General features: G+C 40.5%; 20 protein-coding genes. 14 read left to right on the plus strand and 6 right to left on the minus strand.

Features of this window, described 5'->3' with window-relative positions; all coding sequences use genetic code 11:
• The first annotated feature begins 17 nt into the window (after positions 1–17).
• Positions 18–1,094: an endonuclease/exonuclease/phosphatase family protein gene (locus AAEZ22_RS12070; protein ID WP_011329053.1), complete on the plus strand. Its 1,077-nt coding sequence runs from the start codon at positions 18–20 to the stop codon at positions 1,092–1,094.
• Between the two features lie 202 nt (positions 1,095–1,296).
• Here AAEZ22_RS12070 and AAEZ22_RS12075 read toward each other — a convergent pair whose 3' ends face one another.
• On the minus strand, positions 1,297–2,676 hold the full coding sequence (locus tag AAEZ22_RS12075; RefSeq protein ID WP_011329052.1) for an NAD-dependent succinate-semialdehyde dehydrogenase: 1,380 nt from the start codon (positions 2,674–2,676) through the stop codon (positions 1,297–1,299).
• A gap of 286 nt (positions 2,677–2,962) precedes the next feature.
• On the opposite strand from AAEZ22_RS12075, the gene AAEZ22_RS12080 reads away from it, so the two are divergent.
• Positions 2,963–3,529, plus strand: coding sequence for a Crp/Fnr family transcriptional regulator (locus AAEZ22_RS12080; RefSeq protein ID WP_182678290.1), 567 nt, complete (start codon positions 2,963–2,965; stop codon positions 3,527–3,529).
• A gap of 48 nt (positions 3,530–3,577) precedes the next feature.
• Positions 3,578–4,075: a YgjV family protein gene (locus tag AAEZ22_RS12085; protein WP_011329050.1), complete on the plus strand. Its 498-nt coding sequence runs from the start codon at positions 3,578–3,580 to the stop codon at positions 4,073–4,075.
• Between the two features lie 34 nt (positions 4,076–4,109).
• Here the strand turns inward: AAEZ22_RS12085 and AAEZ22_RS12090 are convergent, their stop codons facing one another.
• Positions 4,110–4,622 (minus strand): NUDIX hydrolase, encoded by a 513-nt coding sequence (locus AAEZ22_RS12090; RefSeq protein ID WP_011329049.1) that lies wholly within the window; start codon positions 4,620–4,622, stop codon positions 4,110–4,112.
• Between the two features lie 229 nt (positions 4,623–4,851).
• Between AAEZ22_RS12090 and AAEZ22_RS12095 the strand changes: the two genes are divergently transcribed.
• From AAEZ22_RS12095 to AAEZ22_RS12120, 6 genes are read left to right on the plus strand one after another with little or no spacing between them, the layout of a single operon-like run.
• Positions 4,852–6,192 (plus strand): sigma-54-dependent transcriptional regulator, encoded by a 1,341-nt coding sequence (locus AAEZ22_RS12095; protein ID WP_179807508.1) that lies wholly within the window; start codon positions 4,852–4,854, stop codon positions 6,190–6,192.
• 15 nt (positions 6,193–6,207) lie between these two features.
• Entirely contained in the window at positions 6,208–6,414 is a 207-nt protein-coding gene (locus AAEZ22_RS12100; RefSeq protein WP_011329047.1) for a hypothetical protein, read from the plus strand.
• Positions 6,415–6,440: 26 nt separating this feature from the next.
• Positions 6,441–7,925 carry a sensor histidine kinase gene (locus tag AAEZ22_RS12105; protein ID WP_089368688.1) on the plus strand — a complete coding sequence of 495 codons (1,485 nt, stop codon included), beginning with the start codon at positions 6,441–6,443 and terminating at the stop codon, positions 7,923–7,925.
• The gene (locus AAEZ22_RS12110; RefSeq protein ID WP_011329045.1) at positions 7,926–8,387 is read left to right on the plus strand and encodes a response regulator; all 462 of its coding nucleotides are present in this window, start codon (positions 7,926–7,928) and stop codon (positions 8,385–8,387) included. It begins immediately after the preceding gene.
• A gap of 26 nt (positions 8,388–8,413) precedes the next feature.
• Positions 8,414–10,369: a response regulator gene (locus AAEZ22_RS12115; protein WP_352297357.1), complete on the plus strand. Its 1,956-nt coding sequence runs from the start codon at positions 8,414–8,416 to the stop codon at positions 10,367–10,369.
• A gap of 21 nt (positions 10,370–10,390) precedes the next feature.
• On the plus strand, positions 10,391–11,005 hold the full coding sequence (locus AAEZ22_RS12120) for a fumarylacetoacetate hydrolase family protein (RefSeq protein WP_352297360.1): 615 nt from the start codon (positions 10,391–10,393) through the stop codon (positions 11,003–11,005).
• A gap of 92 nt (positions 11,006–11,097) precedes the next feature.
• Here AAEZ22_RS12120 and AAEZ22_RS12125 read toward each other — a convergent pair whose 3' ends face one another.
• Both AAEZ22_RS12125 and AAEZ22_RS12130 read right to left on the minus strand, forming a co-directional pair.
• A complete protein-coding gene (locus tag AAEZ22_RS12125; protein ID WP_179807512.1) occupies positions 11,098–12,150 on the minus strand; it encodes an aldo/keto reductase in 1,053 nt (350 codons plus the stop codon).
• A gap of 21 nt (positions 12,151–12,171) precedes the next feature.
• Entirely contained in the window at positions 12,172–12,600 is a 429-nt protein-coding gene (locus AAEZ22_RS12130; protein ID WP_086993205.1) for an acyl-CoA thioesterase, read from the minus strand.
• A 140-nt stretch (positions 12,601–12,740) separates the two neighbouring features.
• On the opposite strand from AAEZ22_RS12130, the gene AAEZ22_RS12135 reads away from it, so the two are divergent.
• From AAEZ22_RS12135 to AAEZ22_RS12145, 3 genes are all read left to right on the plus strand, one after another.
• Entirely contained in the window at positions 12,741–12,917 is a 177-nt protein-coding gene (locus AAEZ22_RS12135) for a hypothetical protein (protein ID WP_011329040.1), read from the plus strand.
• Between the two features lie 73 nt (positions 12,918–12,990).
• Positions 12,991–14,046, plus strand: coding sequence for a DNA polymerase IV (gene dinB / locus AAEZ22_RS12140; RefSeq protein ID WP_011329039.1), 1,056 nt, complete (start codon positions 12,991–12,993; stop codon positions 14,044–14,046).
• 122 nt (positions 14,047–14,168) lie between these two features.
• Positions 14,169–15,704, plus strand: a complete 1,536-nt coding sequence (locus AAEZ22_RS12145; protein ID WP_352297363.1) for a M17 family metallopeptidase — start codon at positions 14,169–14,171, stop codon at positions 15,702–15,704.
• Positions 15,705–15,756: 52 nt separating this feature from the next.
• Here the strand turns inward: AAEZ22_RS12145 and AAEZ22_RS12150 are convergent, their stop codons facing one another.
• Complete coding sequence (locus AAEZ22_RS12150; RefSeq protein WP_197108722.1) at positions 15,757–17,394, minus strand: methyl-accepting chemotaxis protein; 1,638 nt, start codon at positions 17,392–17,394, stop codon at positions 15,757–15,759.
• A gap of 136 nt (positions 17,395–17,530) precedes the next feature.
• Positions 17,531–19,756 carry a S9 family peptidase gene (locus AAEZ22_RS12155; RefSeq protein ID WP_089368684.1) on the minus strand — a complete coding sequence of 742 codons (2,226 nt, stop codon included), beginning with the start codon at positions 19,754–19,756 and terminating at the stop codon, positions 17,531–17,533.
• 111 nt (positions 19,757–19,867) lie between these two features.
• On the opposite strand from AAEZ22_RS12155, the gene AAEZ22_RS12160 reads away from it, so the two are divergent.
• The gene (locus AAEZ22_RS12160; protein WP_041454540.1) at positions 19,868–20,266 is read left to right on the plus strand and encodes an HIT domain-containing protein; all 399 of its coding nucleotides are present in this window, start codon (positions 19,868–19,870) and stop codon (positions 20,264–20,266) included.
• Positions 20,267–20,291: 25 nt separating this feature from the next.
• Entirely contained in the window at positions 20,292–20,825 is a 534-nt protein-coding gene (locus tag AAEZ22_RS12165; RefSeq protein ID WP_089368683.1) for a protein tyrosine phosphatase family protein, read from the plus strand.
• The last annotated feature ends 27 nt before the right edge of the window (positions 20,826–20,852 follow it).

The following is a 20,852-nucleotide window of genomic DNA, read 5'->3' on the forward strand; positions in this document are numbered from 1 at the left end:
AACCAACAGGAATTTAAATGTTTATTACGCTGGCAATAATAACAAGTTTTTTATTATTTATAACGCTATTACCTATGGCGTATAGCCAGCATTACCTGGTGCGTGGTTGCGACTTTATTCGCTTACAAGTGTTTTATATTGCAAGCTTTATAGCATGTGTTGCTGGGTACTTTGCATTTAATAACGCCACAGACTTTTTGTATATTGTTGCAGGCGCTGTATTAATTCTGTTTTTACAGGGAAAGTGGATATACCCATATACTTGGTTGGCAAAAAAAGAAGTGCAAAGCGCCTCAAAACACATTGCGCACAGTGTAAGAATTATGTCGGCAAATGTACTTATGTCGAACCATAACAGTGAGCAATTAATTAGCTTGGTTGATCAGCATCAACCCGACCTGCTTATTACCCTTGAAAGTGACAGCTGGTGGCAAAATAAGTTATCAGTACTTAAAAAAGACTATCCATATTACATAGAGTGCCCTAAAGACAACCGTTACGGCATGCACCTATACAGTAAATTTAAAATATTTGACGCACAAATATGCCAGCTAATAGAAGACGACATACCGTCAATTCATATTTTATTTGCAAGTGCACAAGGGGTTAAAATGCAAGCGCACTTTATTCACCCAGCGCCACCAAGCCCCACCGAAGAAGACTCATCGCGGCCGCGCGACTCAGAACTAATTATGGTAGCAAAAGCACTTAAAAACCCAACACGGCCAACCATAGTTGCCGGCGACTTAAACGACGTAGCTTGGTCGCGCAGTACCCGTTTGTTTATGCAAATTAGTGGCTTACTAGACCCCCGTAAAGGCCGTGGCTTTTACAATACTTTTCATGCAAGTTACTTTTTTATGCGCTGGCCGCTGGATCATTTATTTCACAGCGAAGGGTTTAAAGTAAAGCGTATAAAACGATTAGCTAAATACGGTTCTGATCACTTCGCGCTATTAACCGAGCTAACCTTTGAAAATGCCGACCAACAATCGCTAGAAACTAAATCGGCGCAGCACAAGCAAGAAGAGATTCAACAACTCGCTATGAGCAAAGCAGATAAACGCAAAGTGCCAGTGTTTGAAAAGAGTTAAGCTTTCAGTAATTAATTTATAAAGAGCTTAGGTGCTGCGTTTTAGCACGTGATAAAAATGATGAGTAAAAGTGCGATATAAAATCGTAATAACAAAAATTGATGTTAGATAAATTGAATACAAAAACACCGCGCTGAATTAGCGCGGTGTTTTATTTTACTTTCTAGTAACGAGTGTTTAGTACTCGTACTTTATAGTAAGTTTATGAGCTGTGGATCATGATGCTTTTAACGTTCACAAATTCGCGCATGCCAAAGCCGCCGTGCTCTCGACCGTAGCCACTTTCTTTAACTCCACCAAATGGTAAGTTTGGTTGCGCTAAACCGTAGCCGTTTATGTTGATCATGCCGGTGTCGAAGTGCTTTTTAGCCAGCTCAATGGCTTTTTTCTCGTCTTTTGAGAAAATGCCGCCACCTAAACCATAGCGAGACGAGTTAGCAATTTTCATTGCATCGTTGTTGTCTTTCGCTTTTATAAGCGAGGCAACAGGGCCAAATAATTCGTCATCGTATGCTGGCATGCCTGGCGCTAAATTATCAAGTAGCGTAGGAGGGTAGTAAAAGCCGGTTTGCTCTGGTATTTCACCACCGGTGACTATGTTTGCTCCTGCTTTAACCGATTGCATTACTTGCTCGTGAATACCATCGCGTAAATCTTTACGTGCCATTGGGCCTAAATCAGTGCCGTCGGCCATTGGATCGCCCATTTTCATGGCTTCAAACTGCTGTTTTACTTGTGCTTTAAAGTCATCATACAGAGACTCAACCACTACAAAACGTTTTGCCGAAACACACGTTTCGCCGTTGTTGATCATACGTCCTGTTACACAGGTTTTTACGGCAAGCTCTAAATCGGCGTCATCAAGTACTAAAAATGCGTCGTTACTACCAAGCTCTAGTACGGTTTTTTTAACGTATTTACCCGCTTGCTCGGCCACTTTTTTACCTGTGCTATCGCTACCGGTAAAGGTAACGCCGCTAATCGCTTTATGCGCTATGAGTGCGCTGGCTGTTTTGCCATCAATAAGTAGGTTACTAAAGCAGTGCTCAGGAAATCCGGCTTGTTTAAACAAGGTTTCAATTTTTTCGGCCATACCAAATACATTACTGGCATGCTTTAACACTGTGGTGTTACCGGCCATAATATTAGCGGCGCTGTAACGAATTACCTGGTAAAGCGGAAAGTTCCAAGGCTGAATGCCAAGTAGTACACCCGTAGGCTGATAGCTAACAATTGCGCGACCGCCGTCCATGTCACGTTCTTCATCAGCAAGAATTTTAGGGCCGTGCTCGGCACTGTAACGACAAATGCCTGCGCACAGTTCAACTTCTTGCAAACCTTGGGCGTATACTTTACCCATTTCTTCGGTCATAAGCTTGGCTATGGCATCTTTTTGCTCTTCGAATAATGAAGCTAATTTGTTTAAGTGTTTTGCACGTTCGGTCACTGACACTAAGCGCCACTGTAAATAGGTTTGATGAGATTTTTCGATTACCTGCTCAGCTTGCTGTTGCGACAGCAGCGTATAGGTATTAATGATTTGCTCAGTTGTTGGATTGATCGTATTAACTGTGTTGCTCATTGTAATCTCCTCTATGTTTGTCTGTACTGAGAAGTGCAAAGGTAATGCCAGTTAAGGTTCTATTCGAGTTTGTTTATAAGTTTATGTTATTAATGAATTTAATGTTTTTTATAATATGAATTTAATATTTTTATAGTTTATTTATCTGTTATATTTTGTAAACAATGCAAGTAGCTGCAAAATTTACAAGAAAATTAAAGTAATTTACGTGTTTTTAGGCTTAGCTTTTTATTATTAGCTTGCTAGTTAGAGCCAGTAAACCCTCATCAAAAAATGGTTAATATAAATGAATGAAATTTCAATCTTGCCGCTAGGCGATAGCTATCAAGAACTTGCTGCAAATTTAAAACTGCAACTTGCAGCGCAATACCCAATTAAGCATATAGCGCGCGATACCGTATTGTTACAACAAGGGCAAAAGCAGCGTTATGGCTATTTAATTCTTGATGGGGTGTTAGGTGCAATACATGATGATGCACAGGGCGGGCAAAGGTGTAAGGAGTTTTACTTTAAAGATGAGTTTGCGCTACTTTATGGAAACTGGCTAACGAATACCGAAGCGTTTTATCAACTAAAAGTAATTAATAGGGTAAGCGTTATTAGCGTCCCATTGAATATATTTAATCAACCCGAATGGCAAATAATTAAGCAACAACTTATTGCGCAGCAGCTTATATTTAAAGAGGCCAAAGAAGCATTTTTATTGCTTAATACACCCGAGCAACGCTACCGTTATTTATTAGCCGAAAAGCCCCATTGGTTGGCGCAGCTAAGTTTAACTCAAGTGGCTATGTATATTGGTATTTCGGCAATTTCTTTATCAAGAATTCGTAAACGACTTAACTTAAGTTAAGAGTAATAACGTTAAAGCTAGTTAGACTTGCTGTTTTAAGGAGTCACTATGTTTTTAATTGCTCAGTCGTTAGTTGCTATAGCAACATTACTTGACCTTGCTTCGTTTCAGTTTAAGTCGCGTTCGTTAATTTTAACCTGCTTATTTATGTCGGTATTGCTGACTGCAGTGCACTTTTTTATGTTGGGGCACAATAGCGCAGGTTGCTTAATGTTAATTGCCGCCTTTAGGTATTTTTACTGCATTTATGCACGTAAAACGTGGGCAATGTATGCTTTTATGCTGCTGTGTTGCGTGGCTGTTTATTTTACTTGGCAAGATTGGTTTAGCGCACTGGCACTTATTGCGACGTTAATTCAAACGTTTGCATCGTTTCAAAAGCACGACTTACATATGCGTTTATGTATGGTTGTAGGTACTTTATTTTGGATAAGCCATAACGTTTTTGCAGGCTCACCGGTCGCTATTGTTATGGAAAGCTTATTTTTAAGCAGTAATTTAGTTGGCTTGTATCGTTTTTATAGCACAAAAAAAATACCTTGTTGAGCTTTACTCAGGTGTAAGTAAAGCTAATTACAGGCTATAACTGTTTAGCTATTTCTTTGAGTAAATAGGTTTCGCGAATAATCGACAGCCCCTGCTTATCGCTGGTGGCAAGTGTTCGCTCGTTATGCTCAATTGCTTCATTTATATCTACCCACTTGGCAACCATACCATTTTGTTGCTCGTAGTGTTCAAGCTGCGTTTGGCCTAACTTTTGGTCAATATTACATACATAGCAATAAGACTTTATATGAATAATGTCAAAGTCGTCTTTGTACCAAGGGCGGTACTCTTCATATAGGCCGAACTCTTTTTTTATTACTATATTTTGTGCGCCGGTTTCCTCTTGTAGCTCACGTATTAACCCTTGCTCTATACTTTCGTGCTCATCAACACCGCCACCAGGTAAACTAAAGTCATCGTATCTCTTTGTATACATTAATAAAATATGCTGTTTATGCATGGCAATAGCGCGGGCGGTAATACGTGTAAATTGGCTGCCTTGTTCAATATTAATACTTGGGTGAATGAGGGTTTTTAATGGGCGCATTGGCTCTCCTGTAATAAAGTTAAATTATATCAGTTATTTATTTTAGGTTTTTATTAAATAGTATATAAAGTGAGTGTTTTTTAAGTTTAAGTACATCAAGTATGCTTACACTGTTCACTGATGAAAATGTAACTAAATAATATAAGCTCTGTAATTTAAGCGACAAATAGCGCGCCTTTCTTTTAGTGCTAAGGCCAAGTAGAATAATAAAAAAGCATAGGGATTAATCATGTTAAATATACTATTAGTGGACGATGACGTTGAGTTTAGTGACGTGGTTTGTCATATAGTCGAATTCCTCGGCCATAACATAAGTACAGCAACCAGTTTAAAAGAAGCCCATCAGTGGCTAGAAAACAATAGTTTTGATCATATACTGCTCGACTTTATGCTCCCCGACGGTAGCGGCTTACACCTACTAGATCATTTAAAAATGATAGGCCATTCACCTAAAATAACTCTAATATCTGGGCACCCTTCGGTAAAGGGGATTTTAGCCGACATGTGCGAGCCAAATGTTGCGCATTTATTAAAGCCATTGCAGCGTGAAGATCTTGAAAGGGTGTTAAATGGCCCGAAAAAAACCATTAAAAAAACGAAATCATCAGCTATAACCCGCCACTTTGGTACGCTAATAGGCGAGTCTACAGCAATGCATAAGCTGTACACCATGATAGAGCGAGTGGCTAAAACCCACGCCAACGTAATGCTTATGGGCGAAAGTGGTGCGGGTAAAGAAGTGGTTGCTCAGGCCATTCATAATGCCAGCGAATGTGAAGGACCGCTGGTGGCAAGTAACTGTGGTGGTTTTTCAAAAGAGTTAATTAGTAGTGAGCTGTTTGGCCATGAAAAAGGCGCATTTACCGGTGCTATTGCACGTAAAGAAGGCGTGTTTGAACAAGCAAATGACGGCACGTTATTTTTAGACGAAGTAACCGAAATGCCAATTGGTATGCAACCTAACTTACTGCGCGTGCTAGAAACAAAAAAAGTAACACGTGTTGGCGGAAATCGCGAAATACCTACAAATTGCCGAGTTATTTCCGCCACTAACCGTTCACTTACCGATTTAGCGCAAAATAATATTATTCGTGAAGATATTTATTTTAGATTGGCAGTGTTTCCTATAGATATACCCGCACTGCGCGATCGTAAAGAAGACATTCCACTATTAGCAAATGCCTTTTTAGAGCAATTAAATGATGAAAATGGCACCGCATTTAATTGGAATAACGAACAGTTAAAAGAGCTACAAAGCTATGACTGGCCTGGTAACGTGCGCGAGCTACGCCATGCAATACATCGTGCCTTTATTATGAGCGAACCACAAACCAGTGATATTACCTTACCCGATAATTTAGAGTCGCCATTTTCAAAAGTGAATAGCCAAGTTAACGACAAGCAAGTATCGGCAGGACAAACCATTGAAGAAGTAGAAAAAGAACTTATTCATGCCACGCTCGATAAGGTACAAGGTAATAAAACACTGGCTGCACAAATGCTGGGTATTAGTACTAAAACACTTTATAACCGCCTTAATGCTTATGGTGGCATTGGCGAATATAAATAAAATTTGAGGAAAACAATGAGCAATCACAGTAAAAAACCTCTGAATGAGTTAGTACACGATGCGAGAGCGCCACTTAATCGAATTTCGATGAATGCGGAGCTGATAAAGCTGGTGCTAGAAAACGATATGCCCAAAGAGAAAGCACTCGATGCGCTAAATAAAATTATTGCTAACTGCCAACAGTGCAGCGAAAGCTTACAAACAATTACAGACTCGCAATAATTTATCTCTTTGAATTAGGATGCTAAATGAGTACGCAAAAAGAACCAAGTAAAGCTAATGTCATTTGGGCAACATTTATTGTTGTGGTGTTATCTATCATTATTGGTAACGCATTTTTGGCAGTAAATACCATACAAGGATTAAGCCAAACGCAAAATAGTTTAGACAATACCAGTATGCTCACTAGCGCTATCGAAAAGTTACATTTGTCAGTTGTGCAGGCCGAGTCGGGTCAGCGAGGTTATTTACTTACAGAAAAAAGTGATTATTTAGTTCCTTATTATGATGCACTTGAGCAGCTTGAGTCACAAACTGAGCATGTAAAATCATTAAGTTCAGAAATTAATGGCCAGGCAGAGCGTATTGCACTGTTATTGTCGTTAGTGGATCAAAAGGAAATTGAATTAAAAAAGACCGTTAACTTAGCGCAAAATAATAAAGAGCGCAGTGCGCTGTATTTAGTAAACACAGATAAAGGACGAGAGCTGTATAAAAAAATTCGCTTAGCGGTAAATGAAATTCAAGATCGAGAAATGCTGTTTAAAGTTAGCCATTTTTCTAAGTTAGCAAAAATAAAAAATGAAGCTAAAATTACCTTTGTTATTACCGCAGTCACTAGCGGTTTGCTAATTATAGGCATGTTTGTACTTACACGGTTAAATTTAAGAAATGCTGCGCAGTATCGTGCAGAGCTTGAAAAACAAAACGAAACGCTAGCTAACAAAGTGACAGAGCGAACTCAAGAGCTAACGCTTTATTCAGATGAGTTGAGTCGCAGTAACCGCGAGCTAGAAGAGTTTGCCTTTGTAGCAAGCCATGACTTGCAAGAGCCACTGCGTAAAATTCAAGCATTTAGTGATCGTCTCGAAACTATGTTTAAAGATGAGCTAGGTGAAAAAGGCATGGACTATATAGCGCGCATGAAAAATGCAGCGCAACGCATGTCTAATTTAATTAATGATTTATTAGAGTTTTCGCGTATTACCACCCGTGGAAAAAACTTTGTTGATACCGATTTAAATAATGTATTAAATGATATTTTAAGTGATTTAGAAATTGCTATTAAAGAGTCTAATGCACAGGTTAATGTGGGCGATATGCCAATAATTCAGGCCGACCCAAGCCAGATGCAACAGTTATTTTTAAACTTAATTTCAAACGCGGTTAAATTTAGACATCCAAAACAAGAACCGGTTATTAATATTGAACACATAAAAACGAGTGAGTTTAGTGAAGGGCATAATACCGAAGTTTGTTGGCAAATAATTACCGTTAAAGACAACGGTATTGGTTTTTCGCCAGATTATGCAGATAAAATATTTGTTCCATTTCAGCGTTTACATGGTCGCTCGCAATATAAAGGCACCGGCATAGGTTTATCTGTTTGTCGGCGTATAGTAGAGCGTCATGGCGGTACTATAACAGCACAAAGTAACATGGGTGAGGGTGCAAGCTTCATAATAAAACTACCTGTGGAAAGCGAGCTTTTCACATTGCAAGGAGAGGCTTAAATGCCACTTACGAAAGTAAAACCAATCACTATTTTAATGGCTGATGATGATGAAGATGATCGTTTATTAACTCAAGATGCCCTCACCGAAAGCCGTGTACTTAACGAGTTGCATTTTGTTGAAGATGGTGTGGAGCTATTAGAGTACTTGGAGCGAAAAGGTAAATTTGAGCAAAAAGATACATCACCCAGACCAGGTTTAATTTTATTAGACTTAAATATGCCACGTATGGATGGCCGCGAGGCATTGCAAGCTATTAAAGCAAACCCATGCTTAAAGGGTATACCTGTTGTTATTTTAACTACCTCAAAGCAAGAAGAAGATATGGTTAAAGGCTACGACTTAGGTGCTGCGTCGTATATAACTAAGCCAGTTACCTTTGATGGTTTAGTTGAACTAATGAAAGCACTCGGTAAGTACTGGGTTGAGTTTGTAGAGTTACCAAATACTTATAATGATTAAAAACAGCCACTAAAACGGGAGATTGCATGTCTATTAAGGCAACCAAGCTGCTACTTGTTGAAGATGATGAAGATGATTATATTCTTACTAGCGATTATCTTGAGCAGCTCAGTTCCCATACATTTGAGATTGAGTGGGTTAGCGACCCTAAACAAGCAGTTAAAGTACTTAGTGAGAATAAGCATGACATTTGTCTGCTAGATTATCGCTTAGGTGCCTCAGATGGCTTAAGTGTATTAAAACAAGCAATAAAAAACGGCTTTAGTGGCCCAATAATTATGTTAACAGGGCAATCTAATGAAGCGTTAGATTCGGCTGCACTTGATGCCGGCGCTGTAGACTATTTAGTTAAAAGTGAAATGACCACTAGCCGCTTTGCGCGCGCAATACGTTATGCTTTAGCCCGTCGCGATGTTGAAGATGAGCGACTCGAACGATTAAAAGCCGAAGCCGAAAACCGCTCGAAAGATCGCTTTTTAGCGCACTTAAGCCACGAACTACGTACCCCGCTGTCGTCGGTTTTAGGTTACACCGAATTATTAATGCAAAGCGACTTTAGTAAACAAGCCGAAAACGAGCTAGGTGTAATTTATCGCAATGGTAAACACTTATTAAGCTTACTTAATGACGTCCTCGATTTATCAAAAATAGCGGCCGATAAGCTTGAACTTAATTGCAGTGATGTAAATCTTGATAGCTTAATGGCTGACGTATTTACTTTAATGCGAGTGTCGGCGCTTGATAAGGGCTTGTCATTACGCTTTGAATCGCTGCAACCCTTGCCTTTAATCGTTAATATTGACGCAACTCGCCTTCGACAAATACTTATAAACATTATCAACAATGCAATTAAATTTACCGAGCAAGGCGAAATAACTCTTTGTGCTTGGACTGAGTTTGTTAGCGCCCGTGAAATGCTATTTTTTAGTATTGAAGACTCGGGCATGGGCATTGCCCCCGAAAAACAAGCGCTTATATTTAAACCGTTTGAACAAATAGCCGATGTTGAGTCGCGTGCAGTGGGCGGTGCAGGTTTAGGACTTGCTATTTGTACTGAGCTACTTAACAGAATGCAGGGCTCAATAGCCTTAGATTCAGCAATAGGCAAAGGCTCTAAATTTATTATTTCGCTCTATCCGGGCAATATTAAAAATGTAGAGCGTAGCATATTAAGGCTCGACTTAACCCCTAATATGCAGCAAAAAAATGCACCATGTAAAGTTAATGGTAGGGTATTAGTGGTTGATGATTTACGTGATTTACGCGTTTTAGTTGGCCACATGATCACTTCTGCAGGAGCAAAAGTAGATTACGCTGAGCACGGTAAGCAAGCGCTTGAAAAAGTACGTAATGCCCAGCAACAAGGAATAGACTACGACGCTATTTTTATGGATATACATATGCCAATTATGGGCGGAAAAGAAGCCACCATAGAGCTTAGAAAAATTGGCTTTGAAGGCGCAATTATTGCCTTAACGGCAGCAACTATGAAAGGCATTCATAATGAGTTATCGGCATTAGGGTTTAATAATGTGATAGCAAAACCAGTCGATTCCAACTTACTGTATCAGTGCTTACAAGATACGCTTAGTAAAAATAATAAAACAGCAGATGTATTAATTCCCCCCGAAGTTACCCATAGTAATACCCGCTTTTTATTAGTAGAAGACGACGCCGATGCGGCGCAAATAACGCAACTTTTACTAGAAAGCTTAGGGGTTGAAACACAAATAGCAAGCAGTTATGAGCATTGTTTAGCCATACTTAAAGCAGACGCTAACTACGATAAAGTACTGCTAGATATGAACCTGCCTGACGGCAGTGGTTTAGATTTAGCAAACCATATAAAACAACATTATCCAAAATTAAAGCGCGTTATTGTTAGTGGTATGGAACCTGATCCAGTAAAAATTAAACAGCTTGAAATTGAGCAAGTGCTGCTTAAACCAATTAATTTAGCTTTGCTCGAAACACTTATTTAACCAACAATATAGAGTTGATTTATGCAGTTAGTAACATTGGGTTGTGACAACGTATTGCCCTCAAAAGTGGTGTGTGTAGGGCGTAATTACACCGCACACATTGCAGAGTTAAATAATGAACTGCCAGAGCAAATGGTGTTATTTAATAAGCCTAATAGTGCAATTGGTACTAAGTTGCTAGCAAAGCATAATAAGGATGTTTTACATTACGAAACCGAGCTTTGCTTTGTGGTAAAAAATAGTCGTTTAGTTGGCGTTGGCTTGGGGCTTGATTTAACCAAACGCGAAGTGCAGGCTAAGTTAAAAAACAAAGGCTTGCCGTGGGAGCGAGCAAAAGCGTTTGACGGCTCTGTGCTATTAACGCCGTTTGTTGAGCTTAACGAGGAGATGCAACATTTTAGCTTTGAGCTCAAAATAAACGATCAACCAATACAACAAGGCAATAGCGATTTTATGTTACATAAACCAGCGCAAATTTTAGCTGAAATTAGTGACTTTATGTACTTAGAAGATGGCGACGTGATAATGACCGGCACACCTGCAGGGGTTGGTGAAGTAACGGCGGGCAGTATATTTAGTGTCACGCTGTACGCCAATGAGCAACGTATATTAGCGCATAAATGGCAGGCCGAGTAATAATGCAAAGTTAAAAGTGCACCTATGGAGTAGGTGCACTTAGCTTGCGGTTTTTACTTTTAACTTGGTCTTTTTAATTAATGCGCATTAGCTTAATAAGGCATAGGGTATTGTCTAAAAATACGATTAATAGCGCCGAGAATTTCATCGCTTAAAGTAAGGTTAAACGCGCCTATATTTTCTTTTAATTGCGCCATAGACGTGGCACCAATAATAGTAGAAGTTACGCCATCTACTTTATTACACCAAGCTAGGGCAAGTTCTGCTGGGGTTAAATTATGGGCGTGAGCAAGTTCTACGTATTGCTTTATTGCTTGTTGTGCGTTTGGCGTATCGCGGAAAATACCGTTACGTTGCATAAAGGTCCAACGCGTTCCTTCAGGGCGTGCGCCGTTTAAATATTTACCGGTTAATGAACCCGCAGCTAATGGTGACCAAGGTAAATAAGCAATATCTTCGTGTACACATTGTTCTATTAAGTAAGGCCAATCTTTGGCGTGTACTAGGCTAAATTCGTTTTGAATCGACACCATGCGCGGTAAATTATGCTCTTTAGCTAAGTTTAAAAACTGGTTAACACCCCAAGGTGTATCGTCTGAAAGGCCACAGTGTTTTATTTTTCCGGCTTTTACGCAGTCGTTTAAACCTTCTAATATATCGAGCATATCGGCAGTTTGTTGCTGCGTATCTACCTCGGTAAATTTAAGCATACCTGGCCATTGTTTGGCAAAATGTGGCGTGGCGCGGTTGGGCCAGTGTAGTTGGTATAAATCAATGTAATCGGTTTGCAAGCGTTTAAGCGAATCATCAACCGCGGCAATGACTGTTTGGCGGGTAATATTGCTACCTTCACGTATCCACTCTAAACCGTTTCCGGCAATTTTAGTGGCAAGTACTATGTCGCTACGTTTATCTTGATTGCGCGCTAACCAGTTGCCAATAATTTGCTCTGTTTTGCCGTAGGTGTCGGGAGATGGCGGCACAGCGTACATTTCGGCGGTATCAATAAAGTTAACACCTTGCTCAAGCGCATAAGCTATTTGCTGATCTGCATCGCTTTGCGTGTTTTGTAACCCCCACGTCATACTACCTAAGCAGACCCTTGAGACGTTTACACCACTGCTACCTAGTGGGTTGTATTGCATATAAGCTCCTTATTTACTGGCTTAGTTTTGGGTATATTGCTGTATAGCAGATAAAAGCGGCTCAGTGATTGGCGACTTTTTACCAGTTTGAAAGTCAAACATTACGACTTGCGAAGTGCCCGTAGTGGTAATGGCATTTTGCGCGTGGCTAAACACGTTGTAGTTCATCATAAAGCGATCTGTTTTAATATCGCTAATGGTGACACCTACAGTGAGAGTATCGGGAAAAGTAACCGGGCGTTTATAGCGAATGGTGTTTTCGCTGATCACAGGGCCAATACCTTTGCTGCTAATGGTTTCAAAAAGATTTATTTTATTTAAAAAATCGATGCGAGCTATTTCAAAATAGCGTAAATAAACGACATTATTTACGTGTTGCAGGGCATCCATATCTCCCCATGCCACAGTAATATCAGTATGAATAGGATGTTGATCTTTAAACGTTTGCATACATTTACGCCCTTTAATTTTAAAGTGTTTAGATTATCAATATGGGGTTATTACCTCAAGGTAATTAACCTAGGGTATTTTATGTTTGGTTTAATTAAATAAAAGGTTTATTGTTATATAACACAGCTAGGGAGATATGTATGAAAAGTGTCGTTAATTGGCTTTTAGTCTGTTTAGTTTTTATAGCTGCATTTATTTGCTACGCGATGGGTAATGCATCGGGTGTAATTGCTTTAACAGTTGTGGGCTTTGCGTTGGAAACAGGGTTTTGGCTGTACTCTTTTAAAAAGCGTAAAAATAATAAACGCTGTTTTTAATAGGGTGCAAGCTTGCTAATTATAGGTGATTCTATAATAATGGCTGTATAAATAAACAGTTGTTATAGTGGTAATGAAAAAGTTTATTCATATAGATATGGACTGCTTTTATGCGGCGGTCGAAATGCGCGACAACCCTAAACTTGCCAATGTACCACTAGCAATTGGTGGTAATAGTCGCCGTGGCGTACTCTCTACTGCAAATTACATTGCTCGGGAATATGGCGTGCGCTCGGCTATGTCTAACTATCATGCTAAGCAGTTATGCCCCGACTTAGTTATAGTGCCTGGGCGTATGGCTGTTTATAAAGACGTGTCGACGCAAATACGTGCCGTGTTTAGTCGCTATACAGATTTAATTGAACCCCTCTCTCTTGACGAAGCCTATTTAGATGTAACCCATAGTGAGCAGTGTAAAGGCAGCGCTACACTTATTGCGCAGCAAATTCGTGCTGATATTTATAATGCCACAGGGCTTACTGCCTCGGCTGGTATTGCGCCAATTAAATTTATTGCCAAAATAGCCAGTGACGAAAACAAACCCAATGGTCAGTTTGTAGTATTGCCCGATCAGGTTGATGCCTTTTTAGCACAGCTACCGCTGGGTAAAATTCCGGGGGTAGGTAAGGTCACGCTCGAAAAGCTTAACTTAAAAGGTTTGTATACAGGCCAAGATGTACGCAAAAAAGGCGTAAATTGGATGCAGCAACATGTAGGTAATTTTGGCGTGTCGTTATATCAAAAGTGCGCTGGTGAACACATAGGCCGGGTGTCTACTGAGCGCGTACGTAAATCGCTAAGCGTTGAGCATACTTATGAGTACAATAAAAATAGTTTACAAGAATGCCTAGAACAACTTCCTTCACTGCTTGAGGAGTTAACCACTCGACTAAACAAGCAGCAGCTGCAAAATCAGGTAAATAAACTTAGTGTTAAAGTGAAATTTGCTAATTTTGTAGTGACCTCAGCCGATCAGGCGCATCAGCAATTAAATAGCGATATTTTTAGCGAACTATTAGCTAAAGCGTATCAACGCGGCTTACAGCAACCAGTGCGTTTGTTAGGTATTGGGGTAGGAATAAAGAATCAGCCGCAACACAATTTGCAGCTGAGCATACTCGATATGTAAACCCTGTAGTGACAAGTTGCCAGCGCATCTTAACTTAAGCGGGGAGCTTATCGCAGCTTGCTGGTCTTCAATATTCAAATCAACGATAATAGAGGCTTATGTTTTTAACAGGACCTTTATTTATGGCATACCCTAAAGCAGTAGTGGCTCAGCCAATGAGCGCTAGCCTTGAATGCAACGCGCATGACGCACTCATTATAATTAGTGATGACTTTTCTCAATTAGCTAACAATCCATTACGCGACGCTATTGCAGCGCAAGCAAAAGTAGATTCACGTATCGGTAAGCAAGTAACTTTATTAGTTATTAATAATAAACGTGTAGTACTGGCGCCTACTGGGCCATTAAATAGAGACTACGACGATGTACGCCGTTATTTTGATGCTGCAAAACTAGCAATAAATGAAGCTAAAGCATCGGGCAGTGTTAACCCTGCTATTTACTTGCCTAATATAAATGCCGACAGCCGTTATCAGCATGCGCTAGAAGTTGCTTACTTAGGAACTTGCCAAGCATTGTGGCAGCCATTAGAAGCGCGCGAATATCATGGCGAGGCTATTGAGCCAATTACGCAAATTGGTTTGGTTGATGCCACAGAGCAAACAATTAAAGCAGTGAATGCACTTGCAGCTGGACAATACGCAGCGCGTGATTTATGTGGCACTGAGCCTGAGCGCATGGCGCCGCCACGTTTTGCAGATTACTGTGTTGATCTATTTAAAGGCAGTAATGTTGTAGTTGATGTTATTGATGACCTTGCAGTTATAGATAAAAACTACCCTATGCTTAGCACAGTAGCTCGTGCATCGTACGCTGTTGAGCATCATCACCCGCGTGTAGTTAAATTAGAATATGTACCAGAGGGCGAGGTAACTCGTACACTCATGTTTGTAGGTAAAGGCTTAGTATACGATACCGGCGGCGCTGATTTAAAAGTGGGCGGCCATATGGCGGGCATGAGCCGCGATAAGGGCGGTGCAGCTTCTGTGGCCGGCTTTATGAAAGCAGTGGCCGACTACCGACCTAAGGGCGTTAAAGTAATTGCTTACTTAGCGGTAGTACGTAACTCAATTGGCTCTGATTGTTTTGTACCAGATGAAATTATTACTAGCCGTGAAGGTGTGCGAGTACGCATAGGTAATACAGATGCAGAAGGGCGCTTAGCTATGGGCGACCTGTTAAGTGAAATGAAAGATTTAGCTAAAAACCAAATTAACCCAACGCTATTTACAGTGGCCACTTTAACCGGCCATGCAGCCCGCGCTATGGGTCCTTATGGTGCTTACGTTGAAAATGGACCAGCACGTAGTGCTAATATTTCACGAAAGCTCGCTGATAACGGCGACTTATGGGCCGATGGCGCAGAAGTATCGCGTTCTCGTCGTGAGGATTATGACTTTATCAAGCCGCGTACTTTAGCAGACGATGTACTTTCTAGTAATAACGCAGCATCGGCTGTAACGGCACGAGGACATCAGTTCCCTATGGCGTTTTTAGCAATTGTTGGCGGCTTAGACAAGCATGGTAACGACTCAGCTCAGCCACTACCTTATGTACATATGGACATAGCGGGTAGCGCAGTAGAGGGCGGCGATTGGCAGCATGGCAAGCCAACGGCAGCCTCGGTAAGTAGTTTATTTGCTAGTTACTGTTTGTAATTACCATAAAGTAGTAATTAACAACGCCCTGTAAATACAGGGCTTTTAATTTTTAATCTAATTTAAAACGAGTTACTACACTTGAGAGTTGTGAGCTACTTTGTTTTAACTGCTCGCTGGCACCGGTTAATTGCTTGGTATTATCGAGTGACTCTTTAGTTGAATTAGCTAGATCGTTAATACGCAAGTTCACTTCATCTGCAGCTAAAGTTTGCTGCTCAGTAGCACGCGCTATTTGACTGTTCATTTCGGTGATCACACTAACTAAGCGTTCAATTTCATTTAATGATGTGTTTGCTGATGATGCCTGCTCAACCGTTGATGCTGAAAGAGCTTGGCTCGACTTCACCGCCTCTACCGCTGCTTTTGCACCGTTTTGCAGCTTAGTGATCATAGCTTGAATTTCGTCGGTGCTTTTACCAGTACGGCTTGCTAAAGTACGCACCTCGTCTGCCACAACGGCAAACCCACGGCCGTGTTCACCTGCACGGGCAGCCTCAATCGCAGCATTAAGGGCAAGTAAATTAGTTTGCTCTGAAATACTTCTAATTACTTCAAGTACCGATCCTATATTATTACTTTCGCTGGCTAAATCGGCGGTAACTCGGCTCACAGTTTCTATATTACTGGAGAGTGTTTCAATCGCTGTTATTGTATTGGCAACAACATTTTTACCTGATGATGCATTACTAGCTGCATCGTTTGCAGCTTGCTCGGCGGCTTCAGCATTGCGACTCACATCATGAATTTGATGGGTCATTTGCTCCATTGCTGCAGCTACCTGAGTGCTACTGTCGTTTTGTAATTCAATAAATGATTGGCTTGTTTTACTTGCTTCGTCAACGGTATGCGCATGTTGATTAACATCGTGTGCGCTTTGCGATACATGCGTCAACGATTCACGCATTTTCAATATAAATAAGTTAAACGAATGCGCTAGTTCAGAAATTTCATCATTTCCGGTTTCATCTAAGCTGCGGGTTAAATCGCCTTCGCCTTGGGAAATATCTTTCATCATGTCGGCAGCTAAGCGTGTTGGAGTAATAATACTTTTACCAATAAAGTAGCTTAATATAATCAGTGCAATAATCATTACCACGGCATTTATAATTATTAAATTACGTTGCTCAGCAAATGCACCATCAATACTGTCGAGGTACACGCCCGAACCTATAACCCATTGCCATTGGTTAAAGCCCTTCACAAACGCTATTTTATCAACTGGTTTGTCTTTACCTGGTTTAGGCCATTTATAAGGTACAAACCCTGAACCTGCTTGTTGAGTCACTTTTACCATTTCTACAAATAATGCTGTGCCATCGGGGTCTTTGTTATTAGTTAAATCTGTACCATTTAAGTCTGGCTTAAATGGATGCATTATCATTTTTGGGTGGTAGTCATTTATCCAAAAATAGTTGGTATTATCGTACCTAAGGGCACTAATTGTAGCTAAAGCTTGCGACTGCGCTTGTTGTTGGGTGAGGGTATTACTTTGCTCAAGATTATAAAAGTGATCAATAACGCTATAGGCGGTTTCTACTAGGTTTTGAGTTTTAAGATATTGCTCATTTTTAAGCGCTTGATACTGATTACTTAAGCTCGAAATACTTAATATAACCAGTCCCAATACAACGATACCAACTAACAGTGCAAAACGCTGAAAAATAGTAAAACGACGAAGGTTGAGCATATGTTTATTCCTTAATGGGTACAGCACTGCTGTGCTTTTATTAAGTTTATTTATATAACTAAACTTAGCACTTATTAAGGCAAAAAAAAGGCTGATTTATAATCAGCCTTTAGTCTATTTATTCAACATTTAGTTGTTATTTAACATCAAAATGACGATTAAAGAAGTTAGTAATGGTTTGGTGTAGGTGCGTTTGCACTGTTTTACCGCGTAGGCTGTGTTTAGAACCTGGGTAGGTCATCATTTCAAACGGTTTATTGGTATCTTGTAATTGTTTAAATAGTTTAGTGGCGTGAGTAAACAACACATTGTCGTCGGCCATGCCGTGGTAAATCATTAATGGACCTTTTAAGCCGTCAATATACGGAAATACCGCACTGTTTTCATAGCCTTTAGCATTAGTGGCCGGGTGGCCTAAATAACGCTCAGTATAATGAGTGTCGTAAAGTGCCCAGTCGGTTACTGGCGCGCCAGAAACACCGGCGTTAAAGTAATCGCCAGCTTTAAACATGGTCATTAGTGCCATGTAACCGCCATAACTGTGGCCGTAAATACCAATACGTTGTGGGTCAACATAATCAAGCGTACGTAAAAATTCCACGCCTTTAATTTGATCAGCAACTTCTACTTCACCTAAATTTTTATAAATAGCATCTTCAAACTTTTTGCCACGGTTGTATGAGCCGCGGTTATCAAGTTGAAAAATCACATAGCCTTGTTGCGCCATATATTGAAAATATAGGTTTTTACTACGCCAGCTATTAGTTACTCGCTGTGCATGTGGGCCACCGTATACGTTTACAATAACAGGGTGTTTTTTAGCGTCACTTATATTGCTTGGTTTAAATAACCTATAATGCATTACTTGGCCGTCTTCGGCTTTAAGTGTGCCGTATTCAGGCGTCGCTAAATCACTTAAGTAAGGCGTAAGCGGGTGCGTGTTATCTAGCTTGTTTTCTTCAAGCCAAGTAATAAACTCGCCATTTATTTTACGCAGAGCTGCAGCGTTTGGCTGATTAACCGCCGAGCTATTATCAATAAAGGTTTTGTTGTCTTTGGCAAGTACTACATCGTGATATTGGCCTTGCTCGGTAATGCGTTTAATATCGCCTTTTTTAAATAACGAGGCACTGTATAAGTGGCTTTCGAGTGGGGTGTCTTTTCTGCCTGAAAAGTAAACGAGGCCTTTTTTCTCATCTATGCCTTTTAAGCTATCGACCGCCCATTCGCCGTTAGTAATTTGACGTACTAATTGGCCATTGGTGCGATAAAGGTATAAATGTTTAAAACCATCACGCTCAGACGCCCATACAAAATGCTTTTTGTCTTTTAAAAACTCAAGGTCAAAGTGTAAGTTTATCCAGGTATCGCTACTTTCGGTGAGCGCTACTTTTTGGCTTTTAGTTTTGCTGTTATAAAAGCGCAGCTCTAACGTTTGCTGTGAGCGGTTTTGCCATTGATACGAGAGCGTATTACTATCTTTTAACCATTTTGCTCGGGCAAGGTAAATATCTTCATCTTTGCCTAAATCAACCCAATCCACTTGCTGATTGTTTAAGGTAACTACGCCAAGCTGTATTTTAACGTTATTAGTGCCAGTAAATGGGTAACGTTGATTGAATAGTTTTACTTCGTCGGCGTAAATTTCGTTGCGTAGCGCTTCTTTTACTGGGCTTTCATCAACGCGAGTAAAGGCAATTTTAGACTCGTCGTCGGCCCACCAATAACCGGTCATACGGCTCATTTCTTCTTGTGCAACAAATTCGGCCATACCATTTTTAATGATGCCGCCGCCATCGTTACTTAGTTGAATTTCTTTACCAGAATCGAGCGCTAAAGCGTACAGGTTTTGCTCGCGAATAAAAGATACAAAATTACCTTTTGGCGAAAAGCGAGCATCGGTTTCAAATGCCTCGGTATTGGTGAGTTTTTTACTTTTATTTGCTGCTAGTTCGTAGTAATACAAATCGCCGTTAAGTGGGAACAATAACGCTTTACCATCTTTAGACCACTTATATTCAAGAATACCTTGGCCAAAAATACGCTGGCGCTCGCGGCGTGCTTTCTCTTCGTCAGAGAGGTTCTCTGGGCCCGAGAATAACTTAGCCGAATCGACCAGCATACGGTTGGTGTTATCTTTTAAGTTATATTCCCATAAGTCGTAGCGGTTATAGTCGTCACTTTTGCCTTGTAAATAAGTAACGCGATTGCCATCGGGCGAAAACTTTAATTGCACAGGAGATTTACCCGATAAACTCGGGTCGTCAAAAATACGCTCTAGCGAGAGTGGTTTTGCTTGTACGCTAACAGCACTTGCTAGCAGAGGGATGGCCAGTGAAAGATGTTTTATTTTTTTTAGCACAGGGTTGCCTTCGCTTTAATAAATATTGCTTAGAATGGTAAAGCCAAGCGTGTGCAACTGCAACTAAATGCTATAAAGTGGTAATTATTAAAGACAAAGTAGGACACTATGATGACCCACCCCACATTTGAACTAGCCCCAGAGCTTAAGCGCGATTGTATAGAGCTTGCCGATTGGCCGCTGTGTAAAGTATTACTATTGAACGATAGCCAGTACCCCTGGTTTATTTTGGTGCCAAAAAAAGCCGGTTTAAAAGAGATAATTGACTTAAGCGAGGATGAGCAAGTTACTTATTTGCGCGAGTCGGCAAAATTGAGTCATTTATTAATGCGGGTATTTAATCCCGATAAATTAAACGTGGCGGCGCTTGGTAATATGGTGCCGCAATTACATATTCATCATATTGCGCGTTTTACTAGCGATGCCGCTTGGCCTGCGCCAGTATGGGGTAAACACCCGGCAGTGCCATATGAAGACGAGAAAATAGCAAAAATAAAAGCCCACTTTTAATTCTAAAACCTTATAGAGAGCCAAGATGAGACATATTAAGTTGTTTGCCAATGCATTATTTATCACTGCGCTATTAACTACAGGCGCAGCGTTTGCAAAAGAGCAGTCTATTAATATTACAGCAGTTAAAACTAGCGATGTGCGTAATTTAGTTATTCACGAAAATCAAACGTTGTCTGCGGCACAACCAACGAGCGAGCAGCTTAAACAACTCGCTAATGCTGGAGTAAAGCACGTAATTAATTTACGTGGCGAAAACGAGCAAGACTGGGATGAAGCCCAGTTGGTGGCTTCGTTAGGGATGCAGTATCACGCATTGCCAATTGCTGGCGCGCAAGATGTTAGCGTTGAAAACGCACAAAAGCTGGCTAAAATAATGGCAGAACTAAACGGCGAACCTGTGCTGTTACATTGTGCTAGTAGCAATAGAGTAGGGGCTTTAATGGCTATTTCTGCTCATGCAGAAGGGCTTGATATTGAATCGGCCCTAGCAAAGGGAAAGCATTGGGGAATGAGTAGTTTAGAGCCTGTAGTGCGCAGCGTTATTACTGCTAAGTAATTATTACTAAATAATTAGCGTTTAGCT

The organism is Pseudoalteromonas sp. 20-MNA-CIBAN-0454 (genome assembly GCF_040308685.1).
Lineage (GTDB): Bacteria > Pseudomonadota > Gammaproteobacteria > Enterobacterales > Alteromonadaceae > Pseudoalteromonas > Pseudoalteromonas nigrifaciens.